The organism is Rheinheimera sp. (assembly GCF_965283995.1).
Classification (GTDB): Bacteria; Pseudomonadota; Gammaproteobacteria; order Enterobacterales; family Alteromonadaceae; genus Pararheinheimera.
Map to the genome: position 1 here is coordinate 756,219 of NZ_CBDIQG010000001.1, position 17,464 is coordinate 773,682.

The following is a 17,464-nucleotide window of genomic DNA, read 5'->3' on the forward strand; positions in this document are numbered from 1 at the left end:
CCTGTTATTGGCCTTCGCTAAGTGAAGGTTGCCATGCCGGCGTGCGTTTATCTAAAAAGGCAGTTAAGCCTTCTTGTCCTTCGGCAGACACCCGAATGGCTGCGATACGGCGTGACGTTTCTGCGATAGTATCTGCACTGAGCGGTTGGTCGGCGACATAAGCTACTAAGGCTTTAGCAGCAACCACAGCCTGCGGGCTGTTAGCGATAATGGCGTCAATCAATGGCTGCGCTTTGGCGCGTAGGTCAGAGGGCTCTTCGTTGCTGGCTATCTCGCTGACCGCTATTTCACTAATCAGGCCCAACTGCAACGCGGTAGCCGCATCAAAGCGTTCGGCTGTGGTGAAATAGCGCCGGCTGGCGCGCTCGCCGATAGCGCGCACGACATAGGGGCTGATCACAGCCGGGATCAGGCCGATTTTGACTTCACTTAAACAAAAACTGGCTTTTGGCGTGGCTACAGCCATGTCGCAGCAGGCCACCAGGCCAACAGCGCCACCAAAGGCCGCACCTTGCACCAATGCGATCACCGGTAAAGGAAAGCTGTTGAGCTTCTCCATCAACAGCGCCAGCGCGCCGGCATCGGTCAAATTTTGCTGATAATCCTTTTGCGCCATCGCGCGCATCCAGTTTAAATCAGCGCCGGCTGAAAAGTTTTTGCCGGTCGACTCCAGCAGCAATACGCGTAAACCGGGCAGGGCGGCTAACTCGTCGAGTGCTTTGATTAATTCAGCGATCATCAGATCGCCAAAGGCATTGTGCAGTTCTGGCCGGTTCAGGCGCAGCACGCCGACGTAATCACTTTCAGCGCCATAGGCGAGGAATTCGGTTTGGGTCAGTGGCATGATCGTTTTCCTTACATGCGGAACACGCCAAAGCGTGTCTCTTCGATCGGTGCGTTTAGTGCAGCGGCTAACGCCAGGCCAACGACCATCCGGCTTTGTGCCGGGTCGATAATGCCGTCATCCCACAAGCGGGCAGAGGCGTAATATGGATGCCCCTGTTGTTCGTACTGCGTGATAATAGGCTTCTTCAGGGCGGCTTCGGCTTCCGCGGTCAAGGTTTCGCCTTTACGTGCCAGACCATCTTTGGTGACCTGTGCCATCACGCCGGCAGCCTGTTCGCCACCCATCACTGAAATACGCGCATTTGGCCACATCCACATCATCGTCGGGTCATACGCGCGGCCACACATGCCATAGTTGCCGGCGCCATAAGAGCCGCCGATCAACATGGTAAATTTCGGCACTTTGGCGCAGGACACCGCGGTGACCATCTTAGCGCCATGTTTGGCGATGCCTTCGGCTTCATACTTCTGGCCGACCATAAAACCCGTGATGTTCTGCAGGAACAGCAGCGGGATTTTGCGCTGGCAACACAGCTCGATGAAGTGCGCGCCTTTTTGCGCCGACTCGGAAAAGAGGATGCCATTATTGGCAACGATGCCAATCGGATTGCCGAAAATGCGCGCAAAACCACAGACTAGTGTCGGGCCATAGAGCTGTTTAAACTCGTCAAAATCTGAACCATCGACAATTCGAGCAATAACTTCGCGTACATCAAACGGCTTTTTCAAGTCCGTTCCGACGATGCCGTACAGCTCCTGCGCGTCATATAAAGGCTCTTCAGCAGGTTTTACATCGCGTAGCACCGGTGCTTCACGATTTAAGCGCGAAATGGAATTGCGGGCCAGCTGCAGCGCATGGTCGTCGTTTTGGGCATAGTGGTCCGCCACGCCGGAGATCCGGCAGTGCACATCAGCCCCCCCTAAATCTTCCGCGCTGACTTCTTCCCCAGTGGCAGCTTTCACCAGCGGCGGGCCGGCGAGGAAAATCGTGCCTTGTTCTTTGACGATAATCGACTCATCGGCCATCGCCGGCACATAAGCGCCACCGGCGGTACAAAGACCCATCACCACGGCGATTTGCGGAATACCTTTGGCGGACATATTCGCCTGATTAAAGAATATCCGGCCGAAATGCAGTTTGTCTGGGAATACGTCGTCCTGGCGTGGCAGGTTGGCACCACCGGAGTCCACCAGATAGATACAAGGCAGGTGGCAACGCTCAGCAATTTCCTGTGCGCGCAGATGCTTTTTCACGGTCAACGGATAATAGGTCCCGCCTTTGACTGTGGCATCGTTGGCAACGACCATACATTCGACGCCGTTGACCCGGCCAATGCCGGCGACTACACCGGCTGCCGGCACATAGTCGTCATAACATTCCCAACCGGCGAACTGTGCGACTTCAAGAAAAGGGGAGCCCGGGTCGAGTAATTTCTGAATGCGATCGCGTGCGAACAACTTGCCGCGTGCGGTGTGACGGGCGATCAGGCTTTCGCCGCCGCCCAGTTTAATTTGTTGAACCTTACTCGCCAAATCGTCGACCAGCACCTGCATGGCCGCAGCGTTTTGCTGAAATTCAGCGCTTCGTGTGTTGATTTTACTGGTAATTTTGCTCACAGCATCCACCTGTCCAGTCAGATCCCGCGCCACGGGATAAAAAAACGGCAGCTCCAGGCTGCCGCTCCAGTGTTTATTTAGTCTCGTTAAACAGCTCGCGGCCAATTAACATGCGGCGAATTTCCGAAGTACCGGCGCCGATTTCATACAGTTTGGCGTCGCGGAGTAAACGGCCTGTCGGGTATTCATTGATATAACCGTTACCGCCTAAAAGTTGGATCGCATCCAGCGCCATTTTGGTGGCAAGCTCCGCACTGTACAGAATGACGGCTGCTGCATCTTTGCGGGTGGTTTCGCGGCGGTCACAAGCTTTGGCGACGGTGTAGACATAAGCTTTTGCTGCGTTCATCTGCGTGTACATGTCGGCCAGTTTGCCCTGTACCAGCTGGAATTCGCCAATCGACTGGCCAAACTGTTTGCGGTCGTGCAGGTAAGGTACGACGATGTCCATACAAGCCTGCATAATGCCAAGCGGGCCGCCGGCCAGTACCAGACGTTCGTAATCGAGGCCGGACATCAGCACTTTTACGCCGCTGCCAATGTCACCCAGCACGTTTTCAGCCGGCACTTCACAGTCTTCAAACACCAGCTCACAAGTGTTAGAACCGCGCATGCCAAGCTTGTCGAGTTTCTGCGCCTGACTAAAACCTTTAAAACCACGTTCGACGATAAAGGCCGTAATACCTTTGCTGCCGGCGTTCACGTCGGTCTTGGCATAAATCACATAAGTGTGCGCATCTGGACCATTGGTGATCCACATCTTGTTGCCGTTCAGCACATAGACGTCGCCTTTTTTGTCGGCGCGCAGTTTCATCGACACGACGTCAGAACCAGCATTCGGCTCTGACATCGCTAAGGCGCCGATGTGTTCACCAGAACAGAGTTTTGGCAGATACTTTTGTTTTTGCGCTTCGGTGCCGTTACGGAAAATTTGGTTAACACACAGGTTCGAATGCGCGCCGTAAGACAGGGCCACTGATGCAGACGCGCGGCTGATCTCTTCCATCGCGACCACATGCTCAAGGTAACCCAAACCTGAACCGCCGTATTGCTCGTCGACGGTGATGCCGAGCAAGCCTAAATCGCCGAATTTACGCCACAGGTCGTTTGGAAATGCGTTGTCATGGTCGATTTGTGCAGCGCGGGGCGCGATCTCTTCGCGGGCAAAGGCGTTCACCTGTTCGCGGATCATGTCCACGGTTTCGCCTAAGTCAAAGTTCAGTGTTTTGTAATGGCTAATCATTGGTTTATCCCCGTTTGCCGGTATCGCGGCTGGCTGTTAATTGGCAGTTGTTATTCTTTGGCAGCGTTATGTTCGCTGCTTTTCATTTCGATATGACGCGCGTCTGTCAGCGTGTCACGGCAACGCTTTTCGACGGTAATGAGTTCCATCAATACGACTTTAATGTCGTCTAGTTGCTGGTGGAGTTCGGTTTTTTTCAGTTCAATCAGTTTCAGCATGGTGGTCAGCTGCGTCACGCTGGATTTGTCGGCGTCGTAGAGTTCGAACAACTGACCGGTTTCAGCCAGGCTAAAGCCGAGGCGTTTACCGCGTAAGATCAGTTTCAGCCGCACGCGGTCGCGTTTGCTGTAAATCCGCGTCTGGCCCTGGCGTTGTGGCGTCAGCAAGCCCTGATCTTCATAGAAGCGGATGCTGCGCGTCGTAATATCGAACTCTTTCGCCAGTTCGCTGATGCTGTAAGTTGTCTGATCTTTATCTGTCATAAAAGCCACCATCGGAATCGCTGGTCACTATAAGTGAAGTTTACGTAAAGGTAAAGCTAGGGCCAGGCAGGCGTATGGAAAGAAACGCCTGGCAAATGTTTAAAAAAAGATGAAATACAGTAGCTTACCTTTGATTCTTATAAAGTTTGATCGCGGGCTCCAACTTCATATTGTTCGATTCGTGCTGCGGATCCGTAAAGTCTGGCTGCCAAATTAGACGCGGTCTGGCAGCTAAAACAGACAACTCTGATCAACTGATAAGACCAAAGTGCAGCATGGTTGACGTTGGCGTAAACGTAAATTTGGTGTAGGCTCAGCGACAATTCGGTTAAAGCTGATTGGGATGAGGAAAAGCATGTCTGAGCAAATCGTGATTGTCGGTGCCAAGCGCACAGCAATGGGTGGTTTTATGGGTGGCCTGAGCGAAGTCACAGCGCCGGATTTAGGAGCTGTTGCGATCAAGGCGGCGGTTGAACAGGCAGGCATTGCTGGCGAACAAATCAGTGAAGTGCTGATGGGTTGTGTGTTACCGGCAGGTCTGGGTCAGGCGCCGGCACGTCAGGCCGTATTAAAAGCGGGTTTACCGCTGTCAGCAGGCGCGACCACATTAAACAAAGTTTGTGGCTCTGGCTTAAAGACTGTGATGCTGGCCCATGATTTGTTAAAAGCCGGCAGCGCTGACGTTGTGATCGCCGGCGGCATGGAATCAATGACCAACGCGCCGTATCTGCTGCCAAAAGCCCGTGCCGGCATGCGGATGGGCCATGGCGAAGTGAAAGACCACATGATGCTCGACGGCCTCGAAAACGCTTATGACGGTAAAGCTATGGGCTGTTTTGCCCAGGGTACTGCCAATGAGCAGGGTTTTAGCCGCGAAGATATGGACCGCTTTGCCATTCAATCCACCACTCGTGCCCAGCAAGCGATTGCGCAAGGCGCATTTATCGCCGAAATTGCACCAGTTACTATTCAAAGCCGTAAAGGCGAGACTGTCTTTGCCACTGACGAGCAGCCAGGCAACGCCAAAATCGACAAAATCCCAGGCCTGCGACCAGCCTTTGCTAAAGACGGCACTATCACAGCTGCCAACTCGTCTTCTATTTCTGACGGCGCCGCCGCTCTGGTACTGATGCGTGAAAGCAATGCCAAAGCGCACAACTGTGAAGTGCTGGCGACGGTAGTCGGTCATACGACCCATTCGATGGAACCGGCACTTTTCACAGTGGCACCGGTTGGCGCTATGCAAAAACTGCTGAGCAAACTGGGTTGGGGCGTCAATGACGTCGACCTGTGGGAAATCAACGAAGCTTTTGCCATGGTGACGATGCTCGCAGTGAAAGAACTTGGACTTGATGAGGCCAAAGTGAACGTCAATGGTGGCGCTTGTGCGTTAGGCCATCCGATTGGCGCTTCCGGAGCTCGTATTCTGGTGACGCTGATCCATGCGTTAAAAGCGCGCGGCTTAAAACGCGGCATTGCATCCCTCTGTATTGGTGGCGGTGAAGCAGTGGCGTTGGCCGTTGAAGTTGCTTAAGAAATCTCAATAAAAAAGCCGGCAAACAGCCGATGCGCCAGTTGTTTTACAACTGGCGCAACCACGAAAAAAAACAGGGTAAAACCGCGCCGATAAGAAGCACAGACTTCGGGTGCACAGCGGGATCGCTGCGGCGATTTCAAAAAATTCAGGCGACCGGAACACCGGTTTAAGACTATCGCAGCGACCGCTCAGAAGGCAGGTCGTGCAACGGGGAAAATGCTATGACGACTCAGGTTCAGCTGTTTATCGACGGCGAATTTGTTCACTCAAAAAGTGAAAAACTGATCCCGGTGACCAATCCGGCCACGCAAGAAGTGATTGCGCAGGTGCCATGTGCAACCGCAGATGAAATGGCGCAGGCCATTGCCTCGGCGAAGACCGCATTCCAAAGCTGGAAAGAAACGCCGGTGTCTGAGCGCGCCCGTCTGATGATGCGCTTTGCTGTGTTGTTAAAAGAACATCAGGCCGAAATCGCCGATATTATTTGCCGTGAACTGGGCAAAACCGTTGAAGATGCCAAAGGCGATGTTTGGCGCGGTATTGAAGTGGTTGAGCAAGCGGCCAATATTCCATCGTTGATGATGGGTGAAACGGTTGAAAACGTCGCACGTTCGATTGATACCTACAGCTACATTCAGCCACTGGGTGTTTGTGCGGGGATCACGCCATTTAACTTCCCGGCGATGATCCCGCTGTGGATGTTCCCGATGGCTATCGCGTGCGGCAATACTTTTGTGTTAAAGCCGTCTGAGCAAGACCCGATGACGGTCAACCGTATTGCTGAACTCTTTGCCGAAGCCGGCGCGCCAAAAGGTGTGTTGCAAGTGGTGCACGGCGGTAAAGAGCAGGTTGACGTCTTACTGCATCACCCGGACATCAAAGCGATTTCATTTGTCGGCTCGGTCAACGTCGGCCAATACATCTACAAAACCGGTACTGATAATCTGAAACGCGTCCAGGCCTTTGCTGGCGCGAAAAACCACATGGTGATCATGCCGGATGCCAATAAACAACAAGTTGTAAACGCGCTGGTGGGTGCCTCAGTCGGCGCGGCCGGTCAGCGTTGTATGGCGATTTCTGTTGCGGTGTTTGTTGGTGCTGCGGCGGAATGGATCCCGGAAGTGGCGGCAGCGATTGGTAAAGTCCGTCCTGGCGTGTACACAGATCCAAACGCGGCCTATGGTCCGCAAATCAGCCCGCAAGCCAGAGCACGCGTGCTGTCGCTGATTGCCAAAGGCAAAGAAGAGGGCGCGACTTGTTTACTGGACGGCTCCGGTATTGTGGTCGACGGTTACCCGAACGGCAACTGGGTCGGTCCTACCGTGTTCAGCAATGTCACGACTGATATGACCATTTATAAAGAAGAGATCTTCGGCCCGGTATTGACCACGATGACTGTAGACTCGTTGGATGCGGCTATCGGTGTGGTCAACGCCAGTCCATACGGTAACGGCACATCAATTTTTACCGCCAGTGGCCACGCTGCGCGTAAATACCAGCATGAGATTGAAGTAGGTCAGGTCGGTATCAATATTCCAATCCCGGTACCACTGCCATTCTTCTCATTTACCGGTTGGAAAGGGTCGTTCTACGGCGACCAGCACGCCTATGGCAAACAAGCTGTGCGTTTTTACACCGAAACCAAGACCATTACAGCGCGTTGGTTTGATGACGAAGTTCAGGTTTCTGGCCCGAACATGTCGATCAATCTGCGTTAATACCCAGCGAAGCCATCGGTGCTATACCGGTGGCTTCGCCAATATGTTTTATTAAGTCCGGTCATCACTTCAAACAACAGCGGCTGGTCTGATCAACACCGAGGTCAAACGATGAATTTTAATTTAACCGACGATCAAAAAGCCTTTGCCGATACCGCGCGTCAATTTGCTGATACTGAGCTGGCACCTTTTGCCGCCCAGTGGGACCGCGACCATCATTTTCCAAAAGACGTGCTGCAAAAAGCCGGTGAACTGGGATTTTGCAGCCTGTATACACCGGAAGACGCCGGCGGATTAGGTTTGTCCCGGCTTGATTCGTCGATTATTTTTGAACAACTTGCGATGGGCTGTACCGCGACCACTGCGATGCTGACCATCCACAATATGGCGACCTGGATGATTGCCACCTGGGGCACCGCAGCAATTAAAGCGGCCTGGTGTCCGACGCTGGTGACCGGTGAGCAACTGGCATCCTACTGCTTAACTGAACCAGGGTCAGGTTCTGACGCGGCGTCGCTGCGTACCAGCGCGAAAAAAGACGGCGATAGTTATGTCATCAACGGCTCTAAAATGTTTATCTCCGGTGCTGGCAGCACTGAAGTCTTAGTAGTGATGGCGCGCACTGGCGAAGCCGGTCCTAAAGGCATTTCAGCTTTTGTTGTACCTGCCAACGCTGAAGGCGTGATTTATGGCAAAGCCGAAGAGAAAATGGGCTGGAACGCGCAGCCGACCCGCCTGGTTACTTTTGACAATGTCCGCGTGCCAGCGGAAAACTTATTGGGCGCTGAAGGTCAGGGTTTTACTTTTGCGATGAAAGGCTTAGATGGCGGCCGGATCAATATTGCGACCTGTTCAATCGGTACAGCTCAACAGGCTTTGAATACCGCCCGCAACTACATGCTGGAGCGCGAGCAATTCGGCAAACCACTGGCGGCGTTTCAGGCGTTGCAGTTTAAATTGGCCGATATGGCAACTGAATTGGTTGCCGCTCGTCAGCTGGTGCGTCTGGCCGCCTTCAAACTTGATCAGCAAGATCCGGAAGCGACCGCTTATTGCGCCATGGCAAAACGTTTTGCCACGGATATCGGCTTTCAGGTCTGTGATCAGGCACTACAAATTCACGGTGGTTACGGCTACATCAAAGAGTATCCGCTGGAGCGGCATTTCCGTGATGTGCGGGTACACCAGATTTTGGAAGGCACCAATGAAATCATGCGTCTGATCATTGGCCGGCGCTTACTCGACAGTGCAGCCTCTGATATTCGGTAACGCTGTTTTCAAAATAAGAACAAAGAGGCGGGCTGCCGGATGCCGTCCGCTGATGGCAAATGAGAAAAAGGGACCCCTATGGCCCAGTTAAAACTTGAATTCCGTGGTCACACCGCGTTAGTGACGATGTCCAACCCGCCGGCCAATACCTGGACGCGCGAAACACTGACCGCACTGCGCGATATGGTGCGCGAGTTAAATCAAAACAAATCGGTCTATGCGCTGGTGATCACTGGTGAAGGTCAGAAGTTTTTTTCTGCCGGTGCTGATTTAAATTTGTTCGCTGACGGCGATAAAGCCGTGGCCAGTGATATGGCGCGGATTTTTGGTGAGGCGTTTGAAACGCTGAGCCAGTTCCGTGGTGCGTCGATTGCGGCGATTAATGGCTATGCCATGGGCGGTGGGCTGGAAGTGGCTCTGGCCTGTGATATCCGCATTGCCGAAACGCAGGCACAGATGGCGCTGCCGGAAGCCAAAGTCGGTTTATTGCCTTGCGCCGGTGGCACACAAAATCTGGCCTGGCTGGTCGGTGAAGGCTGGGCGAAACGGATGATCCTGTGTGGTGAACGTCTGACCGCTGAGAAAGCACTGCAAATAGGTTTAGTCGAAGAAGTGGTCGCGAGCGGTACTGCGTTAGAAGCTGCTCTGGCGCTCGCTGAAAAAGTAGCCGAGCAAAGCCCGTCGGCAGTTACCGCCTGTAAAAAACTGATCCAACAGGGCCGCAGTGGCACCATTCACGCCGCACTGCCGCTGGAGCGCGAACTATTTGTTGGCCTGTTTGATACCAAAGACCAGGTCGAAGGGGTCAGCGCTTTTTTACAAAAACGTGCGCCACATTGGGTGAACGGTTAAGGATGCCGGCATGACAGAAACAACACAAAACGCCGCCGTGGTGCTGTTTAGCGAACTGGCGGCAGAAAACGGCAAAAAGATTGGCGTGGCTACGCTCAACAGTGAAAAATCACTGAATGCGCTGAGCTTGCCGATGGTGGAACTGCTGTTACCGCAGATGCAGTTGTGGAAAGAGAACCCGGATATCGCCATGGTGTTACTGCAGGGCGCTGGCGATAAAGCCTTTTGCGCCGGTGGTGATATCCGTGATTTGTATCACACGATGAAAGCCAATCCCGGTACTTTTCAGCCTTATGTGACTGAGTTTTTTACCAAAGAATACACGCTGGACTACCTCATTCACACTTTTGATAAACCGGTGCTGGTGTGGGGCAATGGCATCGTGATGGGCGGTGGTTTAGGCCTTATGGCTGGCGCTTCGCACCGTGTCGTGACGGCAACCAGTCGCATTGCGATGCCGGAAATGGCGATTGGATTGTATCCGGATGTCGGCGGCAGCTGGTTCTTAAACCGGATGCCGGCGGGTTGTGGTTTGTTTTTGGGCCTGACCGGCGCTTCGATCAACGCGGCTGACGCCAAGTTTATCGATCTGGCTGATTTTTATATTCCGCACGACAAGCGCCAGCAGGTGCTTGATGCGCTGTTAAGCATCCGCTGGGGCAATACCGTGGTGCTGAACCATCAGAAACTATCTGACTTGCTGATGAGTATCGAAACCCAGACGTTAAATCAGCAACCGGCCAGCCAGATCCGTTTACATCAGGCGCCTATTGCGGCACTTGCTGATACCGCCGATTTACCAGCTGCGCTGACGGCTATTCTGGCGATGCCGAATGAAGATAGCTGGCTCAGTAAAGCCAAAGCGTCGCTGCGGTACGGCAGCCCAATCACCGCGCATATTGTGTATCGCTTATTGCAGCTTGGTCAGTCGAAAATCCTGGCTGACAGCTTCCGCTTAGAACTTGGCTTAAGCGTGCAGTGCGGCAAGCTCGGCGAATTTACTGAAGGCGTCCGTGCACTGTTGATTGATAAAGACCAGCAACCGCAGTGGCTGTACGCGGATGTAGCGTCCGTACCTGTCGCAGTGATTGATCAATTGTTTAGTTCGCCGTGGCCGGCTGCGGAGCATCCGCTCGCGACGCTCGGCCGGATCTATCCACAATAATAAGAACCACCGGTGGCACTGCCTTCGGTAACAGGGGAGAATTCTATGCAAGTTGTCGCATTTATCGGCCTTGGCAATATGGGCGGCCCAATGGCGCTGAACCTGCAAAAAGCCGGCTTTCAGGTGCAGGCATTTGACCTGAATAAGGAAGCACTGGCTATTGTGGCAGAGGCCGGAGCTATTGCCGCCGAGTCCGCCAAAGCGGCAGTGCAAGGCGCTGATTTCGTCATTTCGATGTTACCAGCTGGCAAACATGTCATTGGTCTTTATCAGGATGTGCGCAGTGACATCAAAGCTGGTGCTTTAGTCTTGGATTGTTCGACGATCGACGCACAAAGCGCCCGTCAGGTGGGTAGCTTGTTGGCGGATGCCGGTATCGCCTTTATTGACGCGCCGGTTTCAGGTGGTGTTGGTGGGGCTAAAGCCGGCACTCTGACCTTTATCGTTGGTGGCTCTGCGGAAAATTTCCAGCGCGCACATACTGTGTTGTCCGCGATGGGGAAAAACCTGTTTCACGCTGGTGACGTTGGTGCCGGTCAAATCGCCAAAATCTGTAACAACATGCTGTTGTCGGTGTTGATGGTCGGCACCAGCGAAGCGTTGCAACTGGGCGTCGACAATGGGCTGGATCCAAAAGTGCTGTCTGAGATTATGCTGAAGAGCTCAGGCCGCAACTGGACCTTGGAATTGTATAATCCTTGCCCGGATGTGCTGCCAAACGTGCCATCCAGCAACAGCTATCAGGGTGGGTTTATGGTTGACCTGATGGCGAAAGACTTGGGCCTTGCCAGCGAATGCGCACAGCAAAGTCAGTCGACGACGCCGATGGGCGCGCTGGCACGTAATCTATATGTGCAGCATCAGCGTCAGGGCCATGGCAAACTGGATTTCTCCAGTATTTTCCGTTTTTTCAGTAAAAAATAAGTGCCTGTGGCACAAAGGTTTGTTCGATGAATTTAAAAGATAAAGTAATTGTGATCACAGGTGGTGCGCAAGGTCTTGGCCTGGAAATGGCGCGGATGTGTGCTGATAATGGCGCAGCGCTGGCGCTGATTGATATGAATGCGGAACAACTAGACGCTGCTGCGGCTGAACTGCGCGGCTTGGGTGTGCGGGTTGAAACTTACGCGGCCAATGTGTCAGACGAAGCCAGTGTGGAACAAACCTTTGCGGCTATAGCGGCCGATTTTGGTGGTATTGACGGCCTGATTAACAATGCCGGCATTTTGCGCGATGGTTTGCTGCTGAAATACAAAGACGGCGTGCTGACCGGCAAAATGCCATTACAGCAGTTCCAGTCGGTGATCGACGTGAATCTAACGGGCGTGTTTTTATGCGGTCGCGAAGCTGCGGCATTGATGGTGCAGACCGGCCGTAAAGGCGTCATCATCAATATGTCGAGCGTCGCGCGTGGCGGCAATATGGGCCAGACCAACTATGCGGCATCAAAAGCCGGTGTCGTGGCGATGACCGTAACTTGGGCCCGTGAGCTAGGCCGTTACGGCATTCGGGTTGGTGCTATTGCGCCAGGTGTGATCCGGACCGCAATGACCGATGCGATGAAACCGGAAGCCCGCGATCGTTTGGTGGCAATGAAACCTGTTGGCCGTTTGGGCGAAGCGGCAGAAATTGCCCATACTGCTAAATATATCTTTGAGAATGATTTCTTCACTGGGCGTGTTGTTGAGATCGATGGCGGCATCTCGATGTAACCTGACACCATGTGATCTGGCGCCAATAAAAAAGCCCGCGGAAGCGGGCTTTTTTCCAGCAGCAAACTTAGTCGACTAAACCATATTGCTGCTTTAACACGTCGATGATCTCCGCTTTTGGATTGGCAGAGAGTTCAATCCGCCGGCCAATGACTTTTTCGGCAATGCCCAGATAAGTGCGGGAAATATCCATCATCACTTCAGTCGGTAACTGGTTGTCACGCGCTAATGCAACCCGCTCTGGCATGCGGTCTTTGTTCAGCAGAATATCCGGATCCGGGAAATGATTGAGCAACCACTGACGGAAACCTTCTTTTGATTGTTCAACTATCTGGCCTTCACGCCATGACGCGCCGTCCCAAATCCGTGAACTGTCTGGTGTGCCAACTTCATCCATATAAATCAGTTTGCTATTGCCTTGTCTGTCTTTGACGTAACCAAACTCAAACTTGGTGTCGACAAACATCTGATCAAGCGCAGCCAATGCATCGCTGATCACCGCAAAGCCCTGTTTCAGCAGTGTTTCGTATAAAGCGATATCGGACAGCTGCTCAAAGCCAAACGCCTGATAATGGCGTTCAATGTCAGCGCGGGAAATGTTGACGTCATCGGCTTCCGGCACACCATCAAGGCCGGTCAGAATGCCTTTGGTTGATGGTGTAATGAGAATTTCAGGCAGTTTCTGCTCTTTTTGCAAGCCTTCCGGCAAGGTGATGCCACAGAATTCGCGCTCACCTTTGCTGTAAGCGCGCCACATCGAGCCGGTGATGTATTGCCGGGCAATGGCTTCGATTTTTACCGGACGGGCTTTTTGTACAATCCAGACCAATGGGTGCGGGATGTCCAGAATGTGACTATCGGCCAGGCCATGTTGTTTAAACAGCGAGAACCAGTGATTTGAAATTGCATTTAACGCCGCGCCTTTACCTGGCACGCCGTTCAGGCCGTTTTCACCTTGCCAGATACAATCGAATGCAGAGATGCGGTCGCTAATGACCATAATAGCCAGCGGTGTATCGGCCGGCACCGGGTAATTTTTTTCGCGGATTAAACGGGCGCTGTCCTGCTCGGTCAGCCAATAGACACTGCGGACTTTGCCGGAATGTACAGGTAAATTCGTGCGGATCGGCAGATCATCGTTGACCGCCAGGACCTGAGTTGCAAGAGTCATGATCACTTCTTCTGTCGCTGAAAAAAGGCGGGCCTGAGTGTAGCAGAAAGGGCGCTTTAACTGAATCGGTGGCGGCAGTTTATCTGTGCTCTGATATGATAGCCGGCATGAATGATGACATGATGTCGGAGTTTTCCATGTCAGACTGTACTTTGCCGGTCTTGCCAGACCCTTGCCCTTTGTGTCTCAACACAGCGACCACGCATTATCATACCGATAAAATACGCCAGTACTGGCATTGTCCGGTGTGTCAGCTGGTGTTTGCCAGCCGTCAGAGTTTATTGGCGAACGACGCAGAACTGGCTATTTACCAACAACATCAAAATGATCCGGCGGATGCTGGATATCGCCAGTTCCTGAACAAGCTCGCGCTGCCTCTATTGGAACGTCTTGGCAAAGCGCCACTGATGGGGCTCGATTTTGGCGCTGGTCCCGGGCCGACTTTGTATTTGTTGCTGGAGCAAGGCGGACATCAGGTCAGTAACTACGACCCTTATTTTGCTCCGCACGCTCAGTTGTTGCAGCGAGCTTATGATTTCATTTGTTCGACCGAAGCCATTGAACACTTCTATCACCCAGCGACTGAATGGCAACTCTGGCTGAAGTTATTAAAAGTTGAAGGCTGGCTGGGACTGATGACCCGATTAAGACCTGAGCACACGGCTGACTTTGCCAAATGGCACTATAAAAATGATCCGACGCACGTCAGTTTTTTCCATGCCGATACTTTTCACTGGCTCGCGCAGCGCGATGGATTTAGCGTGGAAATCATTGGGCCTGACGTGGTGATTTTACAACGAATGGCGACATCGGATCCGGGGTAAGTCATAACGATGGATGATGCAGCAAGTTACGCGTCTTTGCTCAGTGTTTGTGCGCAACAGATCAGGCAGAATGGCCTGAAAATCTTCGCCATTAGTGGTGCGCAGGGTAGCGGCAAAACGACCTTAGCTGCTAACTTGCAACACATCTTACAGCAAGGTGGCATGCGCTGCGGCGTGGTATCACTGGATGATTATTATTTAAGCCAGCGTGACCGTCAGATACTTGCCCGTAAAATCCATCCGTTATTTGCCATGCGCGGTGTGCCGGGAACCCATCAAATCCAGCGCTTATATCAGGATCTTCAGTTGCAGCTCGAGGGAAAAGCTTTGTCTTTACCCAGGTTCGATAAAGCCAGTGACGATGTGATCGAGGATTTGCCTACTGCCTGTTATGACGTGCTAATCGTCGAAGGCTGGTGTCTGGGAGCTTTGGCGCAAAGCGCTGAGCAACTGGCGCTACCTGTGAATGCGTTAGACTTGACGCCAGCTGCAGCAACCTGGCAGGGCTATCAAAACCAACAACTAGCGCAGTGGTATCAGCCCCTGTGGCCGTTAATGCAGCAGATGCTGTATCTACAAGCACCAGATTGGCCGACGGTCTGCCGTTGGCGTAAGCAACAAGAAGAGGCGCTTTGGCGAGCACGCGGTACAGGCATGGATGCGGTAAGCTTGCAGCTGTTTATGCTGCCATTTCAACGCTGGACTGAAGCCATGCTGAGCGGGCAGATTTTCCACGGAGTTCAGCGAGTCCAATTGAATGAAAGCCGACAAGTTTTTTATTGAAAACAGATCACGCAGCGATCTTGGTTAGCTAAGTAACAGAACTTCCTGCAAAAATTTGCTAATTTCTGCACAGTATCGTCATACTGCAATGGCATATTTATCAGCCGTTGCCAGATAACAAATCTATTGTTGCAAGCGCAACCCCAGACCAGGAGACCTGCGATGCCAGCATTGTTACGGACTACTTTGGCTCTGCTTGCCGGAGTGGTAGTGACCTTCTTTACCATCTCGGCAGTAGAACAACTCGGGCACATCTTGTACCGCGCGCCTGCCGGCTTAGATTGGCAGGATAGCTCTGCTGTGTCGGCCTATCTGAAGCAATTGCCAGCCGGCGCTTTATTACTGGTGCTGGCCGGCTGGTTGCTCGGCATTTTTACCGGCCTGACCGCTGCCACTATGCTGGCAGGGCGCTGTCGTGGCCGCTTTGCGCTGGCGATTGGCAGCTTGGTGTTTTTAGGCGCTGTATCTAATTTTTACCTGCTGCCACATCCGTTATGGCTGATGGTGCTGAGTTTAATCATGATCCCGCTGGTATCTGTGTTTTGTTGGTGGGCTCTTAAAAAACGTTTTGGTCACCCTGCAGTGGCTATTGAAGGAGAGAATGTATGACGGAGATCCGCTTATTGGGCATTTGTGGCAGTCTGCGCAAAGCTTCCCACAATATGACCTTGTTAAAAACGGCTCAGCAGCTGTTGCCGCAAGGCGTGACTCTGCAAATTGCTGATTTAACCGAAGTGCCATTTTTTAATGCCGACTTAACCAGTAAACCGGCCGCAGTCGTTGTGCTGTTGGATGCGTTCCGCCAGGCCGATGGATTGTTGTTCGCTTGTCCGGAATACAACTATTCGATAGCCCCTGCGCTGAAAAATGCACTGGATTGGGCATCACGCGAACCGGATAATCATTTGTTAGCCGGCAAAGCAGCGGCGATCATGGGCGCAGGTGGTGGCATGGGCACCTCGCGGGCGCAATATCATTTACGGCAGGTCGGTGTGTATCTGGACCTGCATTTTGTTAATAAACCAGAGGTTTTCGTCAACGCATTTAGCGGCGTCTTTGCCGCTGATGGTGCGCTGCTGGACGATAAAATCCGCGCCAACATTCAGGCACAATTGATTGCACTGCAGGCCTTAGTCACGCAATGCAAAAAGTAGTCAGGGCTGGTATGTTTAGAAAAACCTTAGTTGCATTCGCGTTATCCGTTGCGGCTATTCAAGCCGCAGCGGTGCCGGAAAGCTCGCTAACGACTTTGTATTCCACTGAGATCCAGACCTTTTGGCAGCAACAGGTCAAAACCGGATTGATGAAAACACCGGATGGTGCAGCCTTAGCATACGCTTATGTGGTGCCGGCGCAGCCTAAGTATGCGCTTTTACTGATTCAGGGCCGTACCGAAGCCTATCAAAAGTATCATGAACTTTTTTATGATTTGGCTGCGCAGGGGGTTGCGGTGTTTAGCCTGGACCATCGAGGTCAGGGCTTGTCGCCGCGTGAGCTGGAAGACCCGCACAAAGGCCATATCACAGACTTTACTCTGTATAGCCAGGATCAGCGGCAATTTATCGCGGAAGTGGTCAAAACACAGACCAATTTGCCATTAGATCTGCTGGCGCATTCAATGGGCGGGGCCATCGCTGTGCAGCTACTGACACAGCAACCAACACTGTTTCGGCGCGCGGTACTGACTTCACCGATGATTGCGCCCAATGCCAAGGTGGCGTTTTCTGAGCAGGATGGCTGTTATCTGGCGGCCGCTTTTGATTGGACTTGCCCGGATTGTTACGCTGGGTTTGTTTCACAGCCGTATCCGCATGATCAGGCGTTTGCGGAAAATATTCTGACCAGCTCAAATACCCGCTATCAATTATTTCGGGAATTGTATAAGAAGCAGCCACAATTGCAGTTAGGCGGGCCGACCTGGTCCTGGTTGTCGCAAGCCTGTGAGGTCGCCGAGCAAATGCCTGACTTCGCGCGTCAGGTTAAAACACCGGTGTTGATGCTGCAATCAGGTGCGGAGCAGGCCGTCAGCAATAGTGCGCAAGAACAATTCTGCCAGGAACTGGGGCCACATTGTGCAGAAGGGCAAGTACAACATTTCCCCGGTGCCAAGCATGAATTATTGTTTGAATCGGATAAGCATCGCGACCAGGCGCTACAGAAAATTCTGAAATTTTTAAACCAGATGTAACTGTAGGGCACTAAAAATTCATTCGTGTGCTTCGAATAAATTGAGCAAAAAAAAGAG

17 protein-coding genes are annotated in these 17,464 nt (G+C 52.6%); 12 read left to right on the forward strand and 5 right to left on the reverse strand.

All coding sequences use genetic code 11. The features are described 5' to 3' along the window. Positions 1-4: 4 nt before the first annotated feature. From ACQ66Q_RS03435 to ACQ66Q_RS03450, 4 genes are all read right to left on the reverse strand, one after another. On the reverse strand, positions 5-844 hold the full coding sequence (locus ACQ66Q_RS03435; RefSeq protein ID WP_430455506.1) for an enoyl-CoA hydratase-related protein: 840 nt from the start codon (positions 842-844) through the stop codon (positions 5-7). 11 nt (positions 845-855) lie between these two features. Then, complete coding sequence (locus tag ACQ66Q_RS03440) at positions 856-2,463, reverse strand: carboxyl transferase domain-containing protein (RefSeq protein ID WP_430455507.1); 1,608 nt, start codon at positions 2,461-2,463, stop codon at positions 856-858. Between the two features lie 73 nt (positions 2,464-2,536). After that, positions 2,537-3,706, reverse strand: coding sequence for an isovaleryl-CoA dehydrogenase (locus ACQ66Q_RS03445; protein WP_430455508.1), 1,170 nt, complete (start codon positions 3,704-3,706; stop codon positions 2,537-2,539). Positions 3,707-3,756: 50 nt separating this feature from the next. Beyond that, on the reverse strand, positions 3,757-4,188 hold the full coding sequence (locus ACQ66Q_RS03450) for a MerR family transcriptional regulator (RefSeq protein WP_430455509.1): 432 nt from the start codon (positions 4,186-4,188) through the stop codon (positions 3,757-3,759). Positions 4,189-4,543: 355 nt separating this feature from the next. Here ACQ66Q_RS03450 and ACQ66Q_RS03455 point away from each other — a divergent pair, with 355 nt between their 5' ends. The 7 genes from ACQ66Q_RS03455 to ACQ66Q_RS03485 all read left to right on the forward strand — a co-directional run bounded on the left by ACQ66Q_RS03455 (position 4,544) and on the right by ACQ66Q_RS03485 (position 12,441). After that, the gene (locus ACQ66Q_RS03455; RefSeq protein WP_430455510.1) at positions 4,544-5,722 is read left to right on the forward strand and encodes an acetyl-CoA C-acyltransferase; all 1,179 of its coding nucleotides are present in this window, start codon (positions 4,544-4,546) and stop codon (positions 5,720-5,722) included. Between the two features lie 224 nt (positions 5,723-5,946). Then, complete coding sequence (locus ACQ66Q_RS03460; RefSeq protein ID WP_430455511.1) at positions 5,947-7,443, forward strand: CoA-acylating methylmalonate-semialdehyde dehydrogenase; 1,497 nt, start codon at positions 5,947-5,949, stop codon at positions 7,441-7,443. A 111-nt stretch (positions 7,444-7,554) separates the two neighbouring features. After that, complete coding sequence (locus tag ACQ66Q_RS03465) at positions 7,555-8,712, forward strand: acyl-CoA dehydrogenase family protein (protein ID WP_430455512.1); 1,158 nt, start codon at positions 7,555-7,557, stop codon at positions 8,710-8,712. Between the two features lie 78 nt (positions 8,713-8,790). Further along, positions 8,791-9,564, forward strand: coding sequence for an enoyl-CoA hydratase (locus ACQ66Q_RS03470; RefSeq protein ID WP_430455513.1), 774 nt, complete (start codon positions 8,791-8,793; stop codon positions 9,562-9,564). A gap of 10 nt (positions 9,565-9,574) precedes the next feature. Continuing rightward, positions 9,575-10,729, forward strand: coding sequence for an enoyl-CoA hydratase/isomerase family protein (locus ACQ66Q_RS03475; RefSeq protein ID WP_430455514.1), 1,155 nt, complete (start codon positions 9,575-9,577; stop codon positions 10,727-10,729). A gap of 45 nt (positions 10,730-10,774) precedes the next feature. Then, positions 10,775-11,653, forward strand: a complete 879-nt coding sequence (gene mmsB / locus ACQ66Q_RS03480) for a 3-hydroxyisobutyrate dehydrogenase (protein WP_430455515.1) — start codon at positions 10,775-10,777, stop codon at positions 11,651-11,653. 26 nt (positions 11,654-11,679) lie between these two features. Continuing rightward, positions 11,680-12,441, forward strand: a complete 762-nt coding sequence (locus ACQ66Q_RS03485) for an SDR family oxidoreductase (RefSeq protein WP_430455516.1) — start codon at positions 11,680-11,682, stop codon at positions 12,439-12,441. A gap of 67 nt (positions 12,442-12,508) precedes the next feature. Here ACQ66Q_RS03485 and ACQ66Q_RS03490 read toward each other — a convergent pair whose 3' ends face one another. Further along, positions 12,509-13,612 carry a phosphoribosylaminoimidazolesuccinocarboxamide synthase gene (locus ACQ66Q_RS03490; RefSeq protein ID WP_430455517.1) on the reverse strand — a complete coding sequence of 368 codons (1,104 nt, stop codon included), beginning with the start codon at positions 13,610-13,612 and terminating at the stop codon, positions 12,509-12,511. A gap of 137 nt (positions 13,613-13,749) precedes the next feature. Here ACQ66Q_RS03490 and ACQ66Q_RS03495 point away from each other — a divergent pair, with 137 nt between their 5' ends. The 5 genes from ACQ66Q_RS03495 to ACQ66Q_RS03515 all read left to right on the forward strand — a co-directional run bounded on the left by ACQ66Q_RS03495 (position 13,750) and on the right by ACQ66Q_RS03515 (position 17,407). Continuing rightward, the gene (locus tag ACQ66Q_RS03495) at positions 13,750-14,436 is read left to right on the forward strand and encodes a class I SAM-dependent methyltransferase (RefSeq protein ID WP_430455518.1); all 687 of its coding nucleotides are present in this window, start codon (positions 13,750-13,752) and stop codon (positions 14,434-14,436) included. Between the two features lie 9 nt (positions 14,437-14,445). Beyond that, a complete protein-coding gene (locus ACQ66Q_RS03500; protein ID WP_430455519.1) occupies positions 14,446-15,219 on the forward strand; it encodes a kinase in 774 nt (257 codons plus the stop codon). 162 nt (positions 15,220-15,381) lie between these two features. Beyond that, positions 15,382-15,828 (forward strand): hypothetical protein, encoded by a 447-nt coding sequence (locus ACQ66Q_RS03505; protein WP_430455520.1) that lies wholly within the window; start codon positions 15,382-15,384, stop codon positions 15,826-15,828. Next, positions 15,825-16,373 carry an NADPH-dependent FMN reductase gene (locus tag ACQ66Q_RS03510; protein WP_430455521.1) on the forward strand — a complete coding sequence of 183 codons (549 nt, stop codon included), beginning with the start codon at positions 15,825-15,827 and terminating at the stop codon, positions 16,371-16,373. The genes ACQ66Q_RS03505 and ACQ66Q_RS03510 overlap by 4 nt, the downstream gene beginning before the upstream one ends. Positions 16,374-16,384: 11 nt before the next feature. Next, positions 16,385-17,407 (forward strand): alpha/beta fold hydrolase, encoded by a 1,023-nt coding sequence (locus ACQ66Q_RS03515; RefSeq protein WP_430455522.1) that lies wholly within the window; start codon positions 16,385-16,387, stop codon positions 17,405-17,407. Positions 17,408-17,464: the final 57 nt, after the last annotated feature.

Bases quoted from the DNA above. Each gene is read 5' to 3' on its own strand.
- ACQ66Q_RS03445 (WP_430455508.1), bottom strand. From the start codon at position 3,706: ATGATTAGCCATTACAAAACACTGAACTTTGACTTAGGCGAAACCGTG.
- ACQ66Q_RS03505 (WP_430455520.1), top strand. From the start codon at position 15,382: ATGCCAGCATTGTTACGGACTACTTTGGCTCTGCTTGCCGGAGTGGTA.
- ACQ66Q_RS03435 (WP_430455506.1), bottom strand. From the start codon at position 844: ATGCCACTGACCCAAACCGAATTCCTCGCCTATGGCGCTGAAAGTGAT.
- ACQ66Q_RS03495 (WP_430455518.1), top strand. From the start codon at position 13,750: ATGTCAGACTGTACTTTGCCGGTCTTGCCAGACCCTTGCCCTTTGTGT.
- mmsB (WP_430455515.1), top strand. From the start codon at position 10,775: ATGCAAGTTGTCGCATTTATCGGCCTTGGCAATATGGGCGGCCCAATG.
- ACQ66Q_RS03490 (WP_430455517.1), bottom strand. From the start codon at position 13,612: ATGACTCTTGCAACTCAGGTCCTGGCGGTCAACGATGATCTGCCGATC.
- ACQ66Q_RS03455 (WP_430455510.1), top strand. From the start codon at position 4,544: ATGTCTGAGCAAATCGTGATTGTCGGTGCCAAGCGCACAGCAATGGGT.
- ACQ66Q_RS03475 (WP_430455514.1), top strand. From the start codon at position 9,575: ATGACAGAAACAACACAAAACGCCGCCGTGGTGCTGTTTAGCGAACTG.
- ACQ66Q_RS03485 (WP_430455516.1), top strand. From the start codon at position 11,680: ATGAATTTAAAAGATAAAGTAATTGTGATCACAGGTGGTGCGCAAGGT.
- ACQ66Q_RS03460 (WP_430455511.1), top strand. From the start codon at position 5,947: ATGACGACTCAGGTTCAGCTGTTTATCGACGGCGAATTTGTTCACTCA.
- ACQ66Q_RS03515 (WP_430455522.1), top strand. From the start codon at position 16,385: ATGTTTAGAAAAACCTTAGTTGCATTCGCGTTATCCGTTGCGGCTATT.
- ACQ66Q_RS03450 (WP_430455509.1), bottom strand. From the start codon at position 4,188: ATGACAGATAAAGATCAGACAACTTACAGCATCAGCGAACTGGCGAAA.
- ACQ66Q_RS03510 (WP_430455521.1), top strand. From the start codon at position 15,825: ATGACGGAGATCCGCTTATTGGGCATTTGTGGCAGTCTGCGCAAAGCT.
- ACQ66Q_RS03465 (WP_430455512.1), top strand. From the start codon at position 7,555: ATGAATTTTAATTTAACCGACGATCAAAAAGCCTTTGCCGATACCGCG.
- ACQ66Q_RS03470 (WP_430455513.1), top strand. From the start codon at position 8,791: ATGGCCCAGTTAAAACTTGAATTCCGTGGTCACACCGCGTTAGTGACG.
- ACQ66Q_RS03500 (WP_430455519.1), top strand. From the start codon at position 14,446: ATGGATGATGCAGCAAGTTACGCGTCTTTGCTCAGTGTTTGTGCGCAA.